Raw genomic sequence first — 15,500 nt, forward strand, 5'->3', positions numbered from 1 at the left:
AGAGCGCTATTATTGTGGCAATACAAGTCTATTGAATAAATAATGTCACCTTCTAAAACAAAGGTATGTAGTTGCGCTTGAGCGCTCCGATCTTATATATATTAAGAGCGCTCAAGCGCAACAACGTACCTATTTAACCCTGAGATGGTACTAGATTCGCTTACAAACGATCGCAATACCACACGCCCCCAGCATTGCCACAACCGACGGTACCAAAGGCACCCACCAACCCTGGATTAGCAAAAACCAGCAAATTCCGACCAAAATCCCCGCAAAAGCGATCGCCCGCAACACCGCAAACAGCCTGCGCCGGCTGACAATCGCGATCGCGCTACCAACTGCTGCGCCGCCCAAAATCCACAGCATTTCCTGCCACACAGGCACAATTTGTAGCAGCGGGCGCCCATCCAAAGCAGCACTGATAATTTGACTCGACATTTGTGCTTGAAGTAACACCCCCGGCATTTTCTGGTAAGGTATTTCTCGCGCGCTGTAGGGTGTAAAAAAATCATCGGGATTGGAAATGGGCGCCGTCACACCTATAAAAATAATTCGGTCTTTAATCAAATTGGGACTAACTTTTCCTTCTAACAGTTCTGTCAGGCTAACTCGCTGAATAAAAGTTCGGGGCGATCGATAATTTAGCATAATTTGAAAGCCGCGATTGTCCAGGTTTTGATAAGCGCCTGTACTGCCGTGAATTGGTGCAAAAACTGCCTTTCTCAGCCCTATCTTATCTCCTGACAAAGTTTCTGGTGTGATGCCTTTTGCTGCTAGGTAATGGAGCGCAGCCCTCATGCTCAAAGAGTGTTCTGTAGCACAAAGATCGGTTGTCTGCGGCTGCATAAACAGCAAGTGGCGGCGGAGAATGCCGTCGGCATCAGCCACCACATCGCTGAACCCGAGGCGCTCTTTTGGCAGTGCAGGTGGCGGTTTGATGCCGCATTTGTTCGGTTTGCCGCTTTCTTTGACGCTGCACAAACCAATTAAACTTCGATCGCTCTGAAAGCTAGCAGCCAATGCTGCATAACCGACTCCTACAGGGCGAGGGCGAAAGATATCCAGGGCGATCGTTTGCGGCCGATACTGTGCTAAATTTGCTACTGCTTTGGCGATCGTCCCATCCGGCAGCGGAAAGCCGTATTTTTCGATATCCGTTTCCGTTGCTTCCACCAGCAACAAACGCGAATCCGAGCTTTCGGCGGGACGCAGGCGCATCAATTGGTCAAAAGCTTGCAATTCCCATATTTGCAGCCAGCCCAGCGATCGCATTCCCGTGACAGAAACAGCACTAATTGCGATCGCCAACAACCCGATTTGTAAGCGCCGCCTCCAAGGAAAAGGTGCTGGTTTATTTGCCAACTCTTGCCAAGTCGGCGGATTGGCAGCAGGATTTTGACAAATTACCGGCAGCCAATCCGCAGCGGGAATTTCTGACTCGCATTCTGCCAATCTTTGCCTCGCGAGGCGCACTGACACATACAAAGATTCCCCGCTGCAAAAAGAGGCGAGAAAATACTTTAAAAAATCTTGGGCAACTCGATCGCATACAGGTTCTCGCATTACGATCGTTTGCGGGATGCCCAAATCTTCAAACTGCCGCGCTATGCCCAATCCATCGCAAGAATTCAAAATAGCCAACTGCAAGCCACGGTTAACCGCTAGCTTGAAGCCTTGTTTCAGCTCTTCTACTGTTAAACTCTCGGTTTTATTGATATAAAATTTTCCCGATCGCCCGGATGCGTCGCTGTCACTGTGTCCCGCAAAAAATAAGATATCCCAGTTGTTTTCCCAAAGTTCTTGACAGATTTTTCTGCGATTTGGTTCGACCAAAAAAGTAACTTCTGCTGATGGCAATCCTTCCAGAAGTTTGCAGTCTTGTTCAATATTAATATTTTCACTATTCCCCAAAATTGCTAAAATCTTTACGCAATTTCTAGAGCCATTTATGTTGGCAAGTGGCGGTTTTTTATAAGCTGTGGCGCTCAAGGCAATTTCGGCTTTCGGATACCCATTGAAAATATTCCAACAGTACCACGGTAAACGCCGCAAAACGATATCATCAGTTTTGATTAAAAATCGAACTGTATCCGATGGGTTTAATTGTACGAGTAATGTGTCTTTGAGTTTACGAAACGGTTCAGAGTCAAGCCAGCTATTGATTTGCAGGCTTAATTGTTCCGCCAACTCGCGACACTTGGACAACTGTGCTGTACGAGATTCGCTAATGGTAATTGCGATCGGCTTAATGCGGAAATCTCCCAAACTGCGGTAGACTGACTGCCAGCGATCGTAGTTGTCAGCTATTTCTAGTTTTGGAGGCAGGAAACCTTGGATTTCTACTGTGGCCCGTTCTCCTTCCGGGCCGATTTCCAGAGTAGCTCGCACGCCTTTTGTCAAGTTATCATCTAGCTTTAAGACAACTAATTTTTCCATGGTTGACACTCTCAGGTTTTTGATACACTGAGATTTTTGATTCCCCAAGCCAACTTCCTGGTAAAGGTTCAATTTTAATGCTGAACAGCTTATAACCAGCGGGCCGATTTAAGCGACAAAATTCTCTGCAATACAGACTTCTTTCAGTTTTACCACAACGCTGAAACATTCTCCGCGATCGGCAGCAAATTCCAGTGTCATGCAGCCGTTGTCTTTTTTGACGGCACAAGCTTCCATGACAGTCGTTCCTTCGCCGTCGATGAGTTTCAGAGTCAGGTTGAGCGGCAAGCTGTCCGCACCGGCGATCGGATGCACTTGTACTTTAATATTAATATCAGTATCAGTCGTTGGTGCGATCGCCACCAGCAAAGCTACAGATTCGGCGGGTACTCCTACACCCCTATCTAAATTAGGTTTTCCCCGAAAATAGTTGAGGGTTGTTGATACTGGTTCCGAGATATCTGGTGTCAGATGGATCGTCTTAGCCCGCACGACTGCGCTACCGTAACGAAAAGCTAAACTAGGTTCTGGCGGCGCTAAAACTTCTGCTACAGACTGCCAACTGGCCTCGAAAATATTGTGCAGCCACTGACTGAGTTGTACAGCTTTTTTGCTGCGTTTCAGACTATCCAAATGTAGCAGCAATTTTTCAAAACTTTGTAATTTGTCGATCGCCAACTCGCCAGCACTTGCAGTTGCCATAAATCCCAGCAAAGTAGCTTCTTGCCGCTGTGTATCGATTTCAACTGCGACTAAACCAATGCGATCGTCCGGTATTTCCAGCGGAATGTCACAAAACTTGCCAGACTTCACAGGGCGGCATTCCAAATAGCCAAATTGAGTTAATTTCAAATCTGCTGCATCGGTGTAAAGGCGCATCGCAGGGTTCCAACTGTCGCTGGCTTTCAAATCTGTAGGAATATCCATCATTTCCATGTAATCTTTCACTGCACATACAGCTAAAGTGTTGAAATAAACTTGGTCTCTTTTTTCTGCTGTGCTCAATCCTTTAATATTTGAAAATTTCTCTGCCAGCCGCAGCGCTGCGGTGGTAATGGGCAGTGGAATAGATGATTGCCTGATATTGTTAAGGTTGCCATTCATCGGGATTCTCCTCTGTGAACTATAGTTTTAGGATGAAAATTCAAAAACATACTTTTCTCTAGCCTTCCTCAGGTAATTCAGTTACAGATATAGCCGAGTCTCAGAAAGATGAGGTACCCGACGTGCATAGGGCATAGGGCATAGGGCATGGGGCATAGGGCATGGGGCATAGGGCATGGTGCATACCTCACTTTTTTGAGAACCGCTATAGCAACTATTAGAAATTACCAATTACCCAATAGTAAGGGTTGTTACTCCCCGTATTTCTAGGCTTTTTGAAGAGCGACATTTTACTTTTAGTCTAACAAACATCGCTATTAACTATCAACTATCAACTGTCAACTGTCAACTGTCAACTATCAACCGTCAACTGTCAACCGTCAACTGTCAACTGTCAACTGTCAACTGTTATTCCAGATATCCTTGCTTTTTGGCAAAATTTCGCAAGCGGGGCAGACATTCTCTTTTATAAAAGTTGGGCGCAGTTGACGGTGGCAAGTTAAATTCAAGACCAATCTTTTCCCAGCAAGTCTCCGGAGGAAGACGCTTCAAAATTAAGATTTGGCAAGTGACATCGGGACGTTTTTTGATGTGAACGCTTTTTAACTCTCCCTCGGGATCTGCCAGCACCCATTTTTTAGTCTCTTCTAGGATAACTAGCGGACTGTCAGAATGAGTCGGCGGATTTTCGACATTATAAATAATGTTAATTGCTTCTGACTCTTCGGAAATTGACGGCGAAATAACTCTATTTTGGTGTTCTATTTGTGAGATTGAGAAGTCTTTCAGCCGCATCTTGAGATATTTGTCTAGCCAAGTAATGACGCTGCCCAGATTCGGATCGTAAGGTTTGTTTGTGGTATTGTCTTTGCAAACACAAACATTGCGACAAAAATACACCCAAGTTTGCTGCAAAGCATCGTTATAATGAGGCGTCGCTTCTTGCCAAAGTTTGCCAGATTTCACAATCAGCCTCACTATCTCGCTGAGTTTTTGCCGCCGCATCAAGCTTTTGGGCGGATGCGAACAAGCTTCAGCAACTAGCTGTTGCAGTTGTTGGCTTAAATTGTTTTTTTCATCCTTGGTTTCGGACATCGGCGAGGGCCTCCTGAAGAGTCTCTGGATGAATGCTAGACACGGCATTTGCGGGTTGAGTTTCCACAATAGAATCGCTGAGTTGATGTTTGGTAGCCAAACAAGTGTTGTCTGATAATCAGTTATCAGCATCCTGCGAGAAATTTTCGCGAAAATTCCACAAAAATTTTTGAAATATTTAGTTGACAAATGCCATCGAATAAGGTAAATGTCGATTTTTGAGGCTGTGCCGCGTATGCGTCCTTTGTCTTCTCTGCGTTTGTGGGCAACAGCCCCGAATTCTGCTAGTCGAAAGCGCGATCGCCCTTTTATGTCTAACGAGCGACTTGCTTATTTGCTGAGAAATCATATACTTTGTCAAGTTAAGAAAATATTTTTTGATTGATCCAGGAGTAAGCAAAAAAAATGTACATCGTACAAATTGCCTCAGAGTGCGCCCCCGTCATCAAAGCAGGGGGTTTGGGCGACGTAGTTTATGGGTTGAGTCGGGAGTTGCAGAATTCCGGTAACGCCGTCGAGATTATTCTGCCCAAGTATGACTGCATGAGGTACGACCACATTTGGGGGCTGCACGATGCCTATCGGGATTTGGCGGTGCCCTGGTACGGCGGCGAAATCCTTTGCGATGTGTACTGCGGCTGGGTGCACGGGGTGTTGTGTTTTTTCATCGAACCTCGATCGCAAGATAACTTTTTTAACCGCGGCTGTTATTACGGTTGCAACGATGACAATATGCGGTTTGCATTTTTTAGCAAAGCTGCTTTAGAATTTTTGCTCAGAAGCAACAAGCGCCCGGATGTGATTCACTGTCACGACTGGCAAACTGGCTTGATTCCAGTCATGCTGTTTGAAATTTACAAATACAATTGGATGGAAAATCAGCGAGTCTGCTATACCATTCACAATTTCAAACATCAAGGTATGGGCGGAAGCGAGGTGTTGCAAGCAACGGGTTTGAATCGAGATGATTATTATTTTCAGTACGATCGCCTGCGAGATAATTTTAACCCTTTTGCCATCAATTTTATGAAAGGCGGCATTGTGTACTCGAATTTTGTCACCACGGTTTCGCCGCATCACGCTTGGGAAGCTCACGTCGGCGAGTTCGGCTACGGTTTGGGACATACTTTGCATATATATCAAGACAAGTTTCGCGGGGTGCTCAACGGCATCGATTACGATGTGTGGAATCCCGAGAGCGATCGCTATATTCCGCAACACTACACTGCGGAGGATTTGGCAGGAAAAGCCGAAACTAAAACAGCTTTGCGCGATCGGCTGTTAATGCGCGATGCTGACAAGCCTCTGATTACCTTTATCGGTCGTTTGGACGACCAAAAAGGCGTTCACCTCGTCCACCACGCCATTTATTACTGTCTGAGCAAAGGCGCGCAATTCGTGCTTTTGGGTTCGGCGACGGAAGCGGGAATTAACGCGCATTTTCAGCACGAAAAATGGGTTTTAAATGACAATCCTGACTGCCATTTAGAACTTGGTTTTAATGAGGAACTGTCGCACTTAATTTACGCGGGTGCGGATATGATTGTGGTGCCGAGCAATTACGAACCCTGCGGGCTGACTCAGATGATCGGGTTGCGGTACGGTACGGTGCCTGTGGTGCGGGGCGTGGGCGGTTTGGTGAATACGGTGTTCGATCGCGATTACGACACCAACCACTTACCGGAAGAGCGCAACGGCTACGTATTTCACCAAACGGACTACTGCGCTTTAGAGTCGGCGCTCGATCGGGCGATCGGATTGTGGTATGACTACCATGATGACTTTGAAAAACTCATGATTCAAGGGATGAATTGCGATAATTCGTGGAAATATCCAGCTAAAGACTATGTGGAAATTTACGAACTAATTCGACACAAATAAGTTAGTCAGTAGTCATTAGTCATTAGTCATTGGTCATTGGTAATTAGTCATTGGGAGAGCATCTCACTTTTGCAAAAAAGCAATTTCTTTACAGTGCGAGCGTCCCCGCTCGCGATCTATAATCGCTCGCGGGGACGCTCGCACTATAAAATCAAAACATCAAAACTGAGATGCTCCCGTCATTGGTCATTGGTCATTGGTCATTGGTCAGTAGTCAGTAGTCATTGGTCATGGGTAATTGGTAATTGGTAATGGGTAATTGGTCAACTGCCAACTGCCAACTGCCAACTGCCAACTGTCAACTGTCAACTGTCAACTGTCAACTGTCAACAGAGATAATGTTTTGGGTGAAAAGGCGGGGGCGGAAAGTACGAATGTAGCTTGTAGGGTTTTCTTGCCTGTCGGTGCGAAGTGCGATCGCACAAGATAGAAGTATAGAAATTAAACGGCTGGTGTTCGCCCGCCCTACACAAAATGAACTCACAACAACTAGAACAACAAGTAACAATCCTCCAAGACGAAACAGCCGCCTCCGGAAATTCAGCCAACCCAACAGTTGAAACTCCTTTATTCACCTCAGAGTTCGTAACAGAGGAAAAAGTTAGAGTGGAAGAATTTAAGATTAGCGCCGACAGTTTAATTGGTAAAGTCAAAGAATTAATTGAGCAAGGAAAACTCCGCCGCCTCGTGATCAAAAACTCAGAAGGGCGGATTTTAGCAGACATTCCGCTGATGGCGGGATTGGTAGGTGGCGTTGCAGGGAGTGTAGTCTTTCCAATTGCTGCTGTATTGGCAACAGTTGGGGCAGTTGTCGCTCATTTGACTGTGGTTATCGAGCGAAAAGAGTAATAGGTACGTAGTTGCGCTTCAGCGCTCTTAGGATCGGAAATTAAATAATTTACACAAATTTGTGGGATGGGCTCGGGTGGCCCATCCCACGAACCATCAAACTGTAAGTTATAGCGATTCTCAAAAAGATTTGCGGACGTTGTTGGGCTTGGGCCCTCTTAGTGGAACTGGTTATGTAACCTGTCAATCGTACCTCATCTTTTTGATAAAGGCTATATTTAATTCTCAGTCCTTACATATATAATAAGAAAGAGCGCTGAAGCGCAACTACATACCAGAGTTATAAAAGGTACGTAGTTGCGCTTTAAAAGAGCGCTGAAGCGCAACTACATACGAATGCACCCGTAATTTTTATTATTATTTTTGAGAATATTTGGTTTCCGGGAATTATCTTGCATCCGGTTATATTAAACCTGTTTATTCTCGTCTTGCGTAGATCGGAAAGTTCATTCAGTCGGGAATATAATTCCCAGAATTATTGTTGGCTCGGCACGAGTTGTATTTGTGTTAGAGTACAAATTCTAGTTGTGCGATCGCGCGATTTCTCGCATCTTCGATGCAGTCGATCGCACTTTTGGCAAAAACTTGGCTTTTGGCAACAAATCGGCGATCGTTCAAATGGTCGTAAGCTTCCCAATTACCGCTAACTTCGCGATCGTGCCACAGAAACCAGCCGCGGTAGATTTCCCCGCTATCAATATCATCGCACAGCACCAGCCAATCATCACCCGTGAGAGCGCTGTTATCTAAGGCTACCAATTCAACCCACGCTAATGCAGTGCAGGCATCGATCGCATCAGCATCAACGGAGTTAGATTCTGTAGTGGTAGATTGTGGCGAGCAAAGTGTAGACTTCATAAATTCTCCTGAATGAAATAAATGGATTTATGCTATTTATGCAACTGATGGGGGACAGGAATTGGAAAAATGGTATTCTGATGAATTTGCGGTTGGTCAAATTTACCAGCGGCCGATGCTTCTGTTAAATTATTAAGTGTATTAATTGTCACAATTGAAGCAGTTCCTAAGGCGGCCATTGCCAATCGGTGTAGAATTTTGTTCATGGTGATGCTCCTGGGTTTTCCTTGATGTATCTACTCTAAAAAAAATCAGTGGTTGCTCGCAGGGGAGATTGGGGAGTTAAGATTTTTTTTTCTTTTCAAATATATTCACAGGTTGAAGCCGTTATCAGGACAGAGTTTGAGAAAGTCGATCGCCTAAAAACCCTCTACAAGTAAAATTCCTTAAATTCCGGCGGGCTGACTATCTCCCTTAAAATCGCTTAAAATAGGAACTTAAGGCGTTAAAGTTCCTAGATTCCTTCCCATTTCAGTGCAACAGAAGTGCTCAAGTCAAAACGCGATCGCGGTCGAATTCTCACAGCCCCTGGCTTAAAGAAACTTAATGAGGCGCTCCAAGAATGGTCTGACCGATATAACATTAGAGGTACTCTGACGGAAATCGAGGCCGAGTCGGGCGTTGGCGCGGATACTGTCAGCAAAATTAAGCAGGGTAGAGAAGGTGCGGATCTCAGCAAACTGCGACAGTTGTTCGCGGCGTTTGAGTTGACTCTGACAAATGGCGACCATCGATCGGCTAAACTAGACGATGCCGAAGATGTCGCTGAGTCGGACAATTTGCCCGCGGCAAGGGAAACAGCCCGCAGCAACAGAAGTGTTAAAGTATTTGTGAGTTATCGCAGCGCCGAACCCGATCGCGAATTGGGAAAACAGTTAGAAACGGCCTTAAGTGCGATCGGTCATACAGTCTTCACAGCCGAAAATAACATTAGATTGGGAGATAATTGGTTCGATCGCATAAACTACTTCCTCAAAGAATGCGATTATTTGCTATTGCTATTGCCGCCAACAGTCAGCCAAAGCGAACTGCTAACATATCAAGTCCAGCAAGCCAAAGAACTGCAAGACTCTCGCCCTGACAAGAAACCAATAATTTTACCGATTCGCGTCGGTTTTCCCTTAAACGTGCCTCTAAACCACGATTTGCGGGGCTATCTGTACCGAATCGAACAGAGGGAATGGCAAAAGGACGGCGACACTCCAATTCTGATCGAAGAAGTGTTGAAATTGCTAGCAGAAACTCCCGCACCAGTCAAAGAACAACCGGAAGATTTAACACCAAACCAAGTATTAGAAATTAGCAGCGACGAAATACCTCTACCCAGCGCCGAACCGGAATTACCCGGAGGACAAGTCGATGTCGCTTCTCAATTTTATGTAGAACGCCCGCCCATCGAAGAACGTTGCTATCAAACTATTTTGCAGCCCAGCGCGTTAATTAGAATTAAAGCGCCGAGACAAATGGGCAAAACATCCTTGATGGCAAGAATTTTGCATCACGGAACCCGTCAAGGTTATTGTACAGTGCCACTAACTTTTCAGTTAGTAGATAAAAGTGTATTCGCCAACTTAGATAAATTCTTAAAATGGTTTTGCGCTTACGTCGGACGCGAATTGCACTTAGCCAATCAACTAGACGATTATTGGGATGATATTTTTGGCAGCAAAGTCAACTGCAAAGATTACTTTGAGAAATACATCTTACCCCAAATCGACAGTCCTCTAATTTTAGGATTAGACGAGATCGATCGCGTTTTCCAATATCCCGACATAGCCGAAGACTTTTTAGGACTGCTGCGGGCGTGGCACGAAGAATCGAAGCGGCGGGATATCTGGAAAAAACTGCGATTAATTGTAGTACATTCCACCGAAGTTTACATCCCGATGAACATCAATCAATCACCCTTCAACGTCGGCTTACCCGTAGACTTGCCCGAATTCAACGCTGGGCAAATCCAAGACTTAGCAGCGCGGCACAATTTGCATTGGTCAGATGCCGAAGTTGAGCAACTTACGGCAATAGTCGGCGGTCATCCGTATTTAGTACGAGTTGCACTATATCACATTTCGCGAGGTGATTTGACTATTGATGAATTAAAAGAAAGTGCGATCGCCGATGCGGGAATTTACAGCGATCACTTGCGCCGCCAACTGTGGAATTTAGAAGAATATCCAGAGTTAGCTGCGGGGATGAGAGAGATTGCGGCGGCGGATTCTGGGGTGCAATTAAAGGCGATTCAGGCGTTCAAGTTGGACAGTTTGGGGTTGGTAAAGTTGCAGGGAAACGAGTGCGTGCCGAGGTGCGAGTTGTACCGGCAATATTTCCGATCGCACTTGAGCGCGATCGGGTAAAATATTGAGCGATTAGGTATCATATAATTCCAGATATTGTAGGGGCGGGTTCACCAACAATAATTGCCTAAAACTAACAATCTCATAAACCCGCCCCCACCCAACGAAAAATCACAATATTGTAGGGGCGGGTTCACCGACAATAATTGCCTAAAACCGACAATCTCATAAACCCGCCCCCACCCAACGAAAAATCACAATCTACATCTTTTTAGATTAAAACAGCCCATGAACGATATTTTTTTGATAACTTCCGATAATTGGCTAGATTGGATAACCGTGTTTGGTTATCTAGGCCTTACTGCTTTCATTATCTGGCGCATTTTGGCTACAAATTAGATATATTATGAAATAATATCAATTCCGTTTGTATCGGAATGATATCAACGGAGAAGACGGAGGAGACGGCTTGGCCTTTGTCCCTACAATTCATCACGTAGGGACACGGCAATGCCGTCTCCTCTATATGATAAGGAGTTTTAACTTGTAGGGTGCATCAGACGAAGTTTTAGAGAGGTTTTTTAGGGTTGTATTTAGATATAATCCTTTCGTAGATTTCATAATTCTCTTGATCGAAACAGCAAAAAATTACTTTTTGAGAACCACCATTATTTTGTATATATTCCCAGCATACCTTCACTGCAATCTCACTTGCTAGAGCTTTAGGAAAGCTGTAAATGCCGGTGCTAATGCAAGGAAATGCCAAACTCTCAAACTGTTGTTCTGCGGCAATTTGCATACACTTACGGTAACACTCGGCTAAGAGTTCTGGTTCTCCATCATTACCCTTCCGCCATACTGGCCCTACTGCGTGGATGACGAAGCGTGCAGGCAATTTATATCCCTTAGTTAGTTTAGCATCTCCAGTCTTACATCCTCCCAGCAATCGGCATTCGTCATACAGTTCCGATCCTGCTGCTCTGTGTATTGCTCCATCTACTCCACCACCACCAAGTAAACTGGTATTTGCAGCATTCACGATCGCATCAACTTCGAGTTTTGTGATGTCGCCCAAAATAACTTTCATATTTTCTGCAATAGTAAACTGTAGACAAGTTTAGCAAAGAAACTCGTTATCTAGTTTTCTTCTCTTAATTTTCGCAAAATCGGAATTTGTGCCAACTGTTCCGATCGCAAACTATCCCAGTTTAACCCAGTTGGACGCGGATAACTCGTATTAGTCTCAATTACCTCCTGGGCAGTCACAATCCAATTCAGCGCCCAATCGTGAGGCTGCATCGGCAAACGCGAATCTTCTACAATTTGCAAAGGATGCACTGTAGTCACAATCGGCGTATCGATTTCTACTAACCCGAATTCTGTCAACATCGCCAATTCTAAATCAGCAAATCCTGCACCTTTGCCGGTTCTTCCCCCGTTGCGCGCCACCGCTACGCAGCCGACTATTGCTAAATCGATCGGCTCCATTTCTTCAAAGCTTACCAATTTTCCGCAACTGAGGGCTTTACGGGCGATCCTCTTCGAGGGCTTCGCTAACGCACTTTCGGCTAGTGGCATATTGTGCTTGTGCAAATCTTCTGCCGTTAACTCGACAAAACAGCGATCGTCTGTCAAGCGCGGTACTGCCATATACAAGCGTTTTCCGTCTTGCAAAGCCCGCATCCGCACCGGAATTTGTGGCGAATCTGGATTGCACTTAATCGTTTTTGCCTGTTGCCAAATTGGTAAACTCGCCAATTTTTCAGCCGCCAACTCGGCGCCGACAAAATTGGGAATATGACCAAACGGATCGCCAACAGATGCGGCTTGATCTTTCAGCAAAGACCAAATTTCAGTTCTTAACTTGTCTTTGTCGCGGTGATATCCAATCCAATCTGTTTTCATGCTATATTATGGTACAATATATCATCCAAAATTTTACTTGAATTCTTCAGTCTCGCGTTGCGCGGACTTTGTTTGTGTAGTAGCGGTTTTAACCGCCGAATGAATTATATGAATTTTACCGCAAAACCCAGTTACTATCAAGTCGGCGGCAGTCTCACCAATAACGCTCCGAATTATGTGAAGCGCCAAGCAGATGACGACTTTTATAACGGATTGAAGGCGGGGGAATTTTGCTATGTTTTGAATTCGCGCCAAATGGGCAAATCTAGCTTGCAGGTGCGGACAATTCAGCGGCTGAGAAATGAGGGAATTGCTTGTGCTGCGATCGACATTTCGGAAATTGGCAACCGCGGCGTGACTCCCGAACAGTGGTATGCTGGGTTGCTACGCATTCTCGAAAATAACTTTAATCTGTCGGATATTGTCAACGTGCGGACTTGGTGGCGCGATCGCAATTTTTTAACTCCGGTGCAAAGATTGAGCGAATTCATCGAAACCGTGCTGTTAGCCAATATTTCCACCAATATTGTCATTTTTATCGACGAAATCGACAGCATTCTCGCCCTGGATTTTCCCGCCGATGATTTCCTAGCCCTAATTCGATCGTGCTATAACAAGCGCGCCAATAACTCAGAGTTCGATCGCCTAACCTGGGCACTCTTGGGCGTAGCATCGCCGACGGATTTGTGCCGCGACAAGAATCTTGCCAGCAACACGCCTTTTAATATCGGTAGGGCGATCGAATTAACTGGTTTTGATGAAACAGAAGCTCAACCGCTAGCAGCCGGGTTGGCAGAGCTGACAGATCGCTCTGCTGAAGTGTTGAGAGAGGTTTTGTATTGGACGGGCGGGCAACCGTTTTTGAGTCAAAAGCTGTGCAAACTTTTATTTGAAAATGCACCCCCCCCAGCCCCCCCTTGTCAAGGGGGGGAGCAAGATCGCATTCAAAATCCGCGAGAGTGGGTTGAGAAAGTAGTGCGCTTGAAGATTGTGGAGAATTGGGAATCTCAGGATGTTCCCGAACATTTGTCCACAATTCGCGATCGGCTTTTTCGAGAAAACCAGCGGATTGTCAGAAGACTCGGATTGTATCAGCAAATTTTACAGCAAGTTGAAATCGTCCCCGATGGTAGTGCGGAACAAATGGAATTGCGATTAAGCGGATTAATCGTCAAGCGCCGGGAAAAATTAACTATTTCTAATCCTATTTATCAAGCTGTCTTTAACAAAGACTTAATCGCCAAAAACTTAGAAAAACTCTTACCTTACTCGGAAGCTATCAAAGTCTGGCTGAATTCTAACTCTCAAGATGACTCCCAACTGTTGCGCGGCGAAGATTTGCAATCAGCATTAGTTTGGGCGGCAGACAAAAGTTTGAGAAACGAAGACTTTCAATTTTTGACAGCCAGCCAAAAACTGATTTTGAGCGACCAAAATCAACTGCTGCTGGCAGCTAAACTAGAAACCCAAAAAGCGACGCGCGATGCCGAAACAGCTTTGAGTGAAGCTGGCGCAGCCAAGCAAAAAGCCCAACAGTGGATCGGCATCGGTTCAGCGGTACTGGCCGGATCGTTGATTGGGGCGATCGGCTTTTCAACTCTCGCTTACCAGCGGTTTAAACTAGCACAAGCAAGTATTGAAATCGAACAAAATGGCAGCGATGCTTTACTGTTGGCAGTATCTCAAAAAAACGAGAGCAGCGAAGCTTTATCGGAAGCTTTGCTAAGGGCGATCGCCTCTGGTAAAAAATTAAGAACCTTAGTTGAAAACAAACAACATCTCGAACAATATCCGGCAACTAGACCGCTGTTAGCCTTACAAGTTATTCTCGACGAAATTAGCAAAAAACAGCAGATTAAAGCACCATCACTTCCACCAAGAAAGATGAATTGGCAAGCTCATACAGGTGCTGTTACCAGCATCTGTTTCAGCCCTGACGGTAAAATTTTGGCAACCGCAGGAATAGACGATAGAGTAAGAATTTGGAACTTTTACGGGCAGAAAGTTGCTGAATGGAAAGCTTTACAGCAGTCAGTGAATATGGTAAGCTTTAGCCCAGATGGTAAATTTTTAGCAACTGCCGGAAGCGATAGCACAGTTAAGTTCTGGAATTTGTCAGGAAAAAATATTTCTCAGTTGAAAGGAATTGAAGGCTCTGTTAACAGTATTAGTTTTAGTCCGAAAGAAAAGTTATTTGCGGCAGCAGGAATCGATAGCAGTTCGGCAATTTGGAACTTGTCAAAACGATCGCAAGTAATCTCATCTAGCCTGAAGCTTCCCGGTCACAATGGTTTAGTGAGAAGCGTTAATTTTAGCCCCAGCGGCGATTTTTTGACGACTTTAGACGGCAAATCTACAGTGCGAGTTTGGGATTTGTCGGGACAACTGGAAAAAACGCTGCCGGTGCAGGCAATTGGGATTAGTTTCAGTCCAGATAGACAGCAGTATCGCTTTGCTACAGTAACATTAAATGGCAAAGTCGGACTGTGGAATCTGTCAGCCAAAGAATTAGTTAGTGAATTTGAAACCTTGCATTTAGATGCGAAATTAATTAGTTTTAGTCCCGACGGAGAAAGGCTGGCTACTGTGGGAATTGATAAGACTGTGCGGCTGTGGAATTTAGCGGGGCGCCCGGTTGCTCAATTTACGTTTGAGGAGAATGTTGTTAGTGTCGGTTGGAGTGGAGATGGGAAGCAAATTGCTGTAGCGGGAAGCAATGGTACTGTCTGGTTGAGGCAGGTTGAAGGGTTGGAAGAATTGCTGAAGCAAAGCTGCGATTTTCTCAGCAGCAAACCGGAGTATTTGAGAAGGGTTTCCACTATTTGCAAGTAGTAATAAAACATGGAAATACGCACGCGGTAATGTCGTTTCCCTATCCATGGACTTTTTTGACCTGGGTTTGTAGGGAGCATCTCATTTTTGCAAAAAGCATTTTTTCTTTCAGTGCGAGCGGGGACAGCACTACAAATGCAAAACTGAGATGCTCCTGGTTTGTAGGGTGTGTTTGGTGCGTCGCTATGAGATTGTCACTCTTTTTTGGGGATAAGCAATGGCGACGCACCCTACAAATACTGTCAA

13 protein-coding genes are annotated in these 15,500 nt (G+C 45.2%); 6 read left to right on the plus strand and 7 right to left on the minus strand.

What is annotated here, in order from left to right:
• Positions 1–150: 150 nt before the first annotated feature.
• The 3 genes from JGK14_RS01740 to JGK14_RS01750 all read right to left on the minus strand — a co-directional run bounded on the left by JGK14_RS01740 (position 151) and on the right by JGK14_RS01750 (position 4,635).
• Positions 151–2,436, minus strand: coding sequence for a CHASE2 domain-containing protein (locus JGK14_RS01740; RefSeq protein WP_325314707.1), 2,286 nt, complete (start codon positions 2,434–2,436; stop codon positions 151–153).
• Positions 2,437–2,544: 108 nt separating this feature from the next.
• Positions 2,545–3,540 carry a DUF1822 family protein gene (locus JGK14_RS01745; protein WP_293185682.1) on the minus strand — a complete coding sequence of 332 codons (996 nt, stop codon included), beginning with the start codon at positions 3,538–3,540 and terminating at the stop codon, positions 2,545–2,547.
• A 408-nt stretch (positions 3,541–3,948) separates the two neighbouring features.
• A complete protein-coding gene (locus JGK14_RS01750; protein ID WP_293274490.1) occupies positions 3,949–4,635 on the minus strand; it encodes a sigma-70 family RNA polymerase sigma factor in 687 nt (228 codons plus the stop codon).
• A 208-nt stretch (positions 4,636–4,843) separates the two neighbouring features.
• Between JGK14_RS01750 and JGK14_RS01755 the strand changes: the two genes are divergently transcribed.
• The 4 genes from JGK14_RS01755 to JGK14_RS01770 all read left to right on the plus strand — a co-directional run bounded on the left by JGK14_RS01755 (position 4,844) and on the right by JGK14_RS01770 (position 7,365).
• Entirely contained in the window at positions 4,844–5,020 is a 177-nt protein-coding gene (locus tag JGK14_RS01755; protein ID WP_293219853.1) for a hypothetical protein, read from the plus strand.
• Positions 5,021–5,040: 20 nt separating this feature from the next.
• The gene (gene glgA, locus JGK14_RS01760; RefSeq protein WP_293327818.1) at positions 5,041–6,516 is read left to right on the plus strand and encodes a glycogen synthase GlgA; all 1,476 of its coding nucleotides are present in this window, start codon (positions 5,041–5,043) and stop codon (positions 6,514–6,516) included.
• Positions 6,517–6,775: 259 nt separating this feature from the next.
• Positions 6,776–6,946 (plus strand): hypothetical protein, encoded by a 171-nt coding sequence (locus tag JGK14_RS01765; RefSeq protein ID WP_293193630.1) that lies wholly within the window; start codon positions 6,776–6,778, stop codon positions 6,944–6,946.
• Between the two features lie 44 nt (positions 6,947–6,990).
• Entirely contained in the window at positions 6,991–7,365 is a 375-nt protein-coding gene (locus tag JGK14_RS01770; RefSeq protein ID WP_293185674.1) for a DUF4342 domain-containing protein, read from the plus strand.
• Positions 7,366–7,872: 507 nt separating this feature from the next.
• Here the strand turns inward: JGK14_RS01770 and JGK14_RS01775 are convergent.
• Both JGK14_RS01775 and JGK14_RS01780 read right to left on the minus strand, forming a co-directional pair.
• On the minus strand, positions 7,873–8,223 hold the full coding sequence (locus tag JGK14_RS01775; protein WP_293185672.1) for a hypothetical protein: 351 nt from the start codon (positions 8,221–8,223) through the stop codon (positions 7,873–7,875).
• A 32-nt stretch (positions 8,224–8,255) separates the two neighbouring features.
• Positions 8,256–8,429 carry a hypothetical protein gene (locus JGK14_RS01780; RefSeq protein ID WP_293185671.1) on the minus strand — a complete coding sequence of 58 codons (174 nt, stop codon included), beginning with the start codon at positions 8,427–8,429 and terminating at the stop codon, positions 8,256–8,258.
• A 279-nt stretch (positions 8,430–8,708) separates the two neighbouring features.
• Between JGK14_RS01780 and JGK14_RS01785 the strand changes: the two genes are divergently transcribed.
• Positions 8,709–10,577: an AAA-like domain-containing protein gene (locus JGK14_RS01785; protein ID WP_293214218.1), complete on the plus strand. Its 1,869-nt coding sequence runs from the start codon at positions 8,709–8,711 to the stop codon at positions 10,575–10,577.
• A 508-nt stretch (positions 10,578–11,085) separates the two neighbouring features.
• On the opposite strand, the gene JGK14_RS01790 is transcribed toward JGK14_RS01785, so the two are convergent.
• Together JGK14_RS01790 and JGK14_RS01795 are read right to left on the minus strand one after the other, a co-directional pair.
• Positions 11,086–11,604 (minus strand): O-acetyl-ADP-ribose deacetylase, encoded by a 519-nt coding sequence (locus JGK14_RS01790; RefSeq protein WP_293185667.1) that lies wholly within the window; start codon positions 11,602–11,604, stop codon positions 11,086–11,088.
• Positions 11,605–11,654: 50 nt separating this feature from the next.
• Positions 11,655–12,422 (minus strand): 5-formyltetrahydrofolate cyclo-ligase, encoded by a 768-nt coding sequence (locus tag JGK14_RS01795; RefSeq protein ID WP_293185665.1) that lies wholly within the window; start codon positions 12,420–12,422, stop codon positions 11,655–11,657.
• A gap of 108 nt (positions 12,423–12,530) precedes the next feature.
• Here JGK14_RS01795 and JGK14_RS01800 point away from each other — a divergent pair, with 108 nt between their 5' ends.
• The gene (locus JGK14_RS01800) at positions 12,531–15,254 is read left to right on the plus strand and encodes an AAA-like domain-containing protein (protein ID WP_325314708.1); all 2,724 of its coding nucleotides are present in this window, start codon (positions 12,531–12,533) and stop codon (positions 15,252–15,254) included.
• Positions 15,255–15,500 lie beyond the last annotated feature (246 nt).

The organism is Microcoleus sp. PH2017_28_MFU_U_A, from assembly GCF_020738035.1.
In the GTDB taxonomy this organism is placed as follows: domain Bacteria; phylum Cyanobacteriota; class Cyanobacteriia; order Cyanobacteriales; family Microcoleaceae; genus Microcoleus.

Excerpts from the sequence above, each read along its gene's own strand:
- JGK14_RS01740 (WP_325314707.1), bottom strand. The coding sequence starts at position 2,436 with ATGGAAAAATTAGTTGTCTTAAAGCTAGATGATAACTTGACAAAAGGC.
- JGK14_RS01745 (WP_293185682.1), bottom strand. The coding sequence starts at position 3,540 with ATGAATGGCAACCTTAACAATATCAGGCAATCATCTATTCCACTGCCC.
- JGK14_RS01750 (WP_293274490.1), bottom strand. The coding sequence starts at position 4,635 with ATGTCCGAAACCAAGGATGAAAAAAACAATTTAAGCCAACAACTGCAA.
- JGK14_RS01755 (WP_293219853.1), top strand. The coding sequence starts at position 4,844 with ATGTCGATTTTTGAGGCTGTGCCGCGTATGCGTCCTTTGTCTTCTCTG.
- glgA (WP_293327818.1), top strand. The coding sequence starts at position 5,041 with ATGTACATCGTACAAATTGCCTCAGAGTGCGCCCCCGTCATCAAAGCA.
- JGK14_RS01770 (WP_293185674.1), top strand. The coding sequence starts at position 6,991 with ATGAACTCACAACAACTAGAACAACAAGTAACAATCCTCCAAGACGAA.
- JGK14_RS01775 (WP_293185672.1), bottom strand. The coding sequence starts at position 8,223 with ATGAAGTCTACACTTTGCTCGCCACAATCTACCACTACAGAATCTAAC.
- JGK14_RS01780 (WP_293185671.1), bottom strand. The coding sequence starts at position 8,429 with ATGAACAAAATTCTACACCGATTGGCAATGGCCGCCTTAGGAACTGCT.
- JGK14_RS01790 (WP_293185667.1), bottom strand. The coding sequence starts at position 11,604 with ATGAAAGTTATTTTGGGCGACATCACAAAACTCGAAGTTGATGCGATC.
- JGK14_RS01795 (WP_293185665.1), bottom strand. The coding sequence starts at position 12,422 with ATGAAAACAGATTGGATTGGATATCACCGCGACAAAGACAAGTTAAGA.
- JGK14_RS01800 (WP_325314708.1), top strand. The coding sequence starts at position 12,531 with ATGAATTTTACCGCAAAACCCAGTTACTATCAAGTCGGCGGCAGTCTC.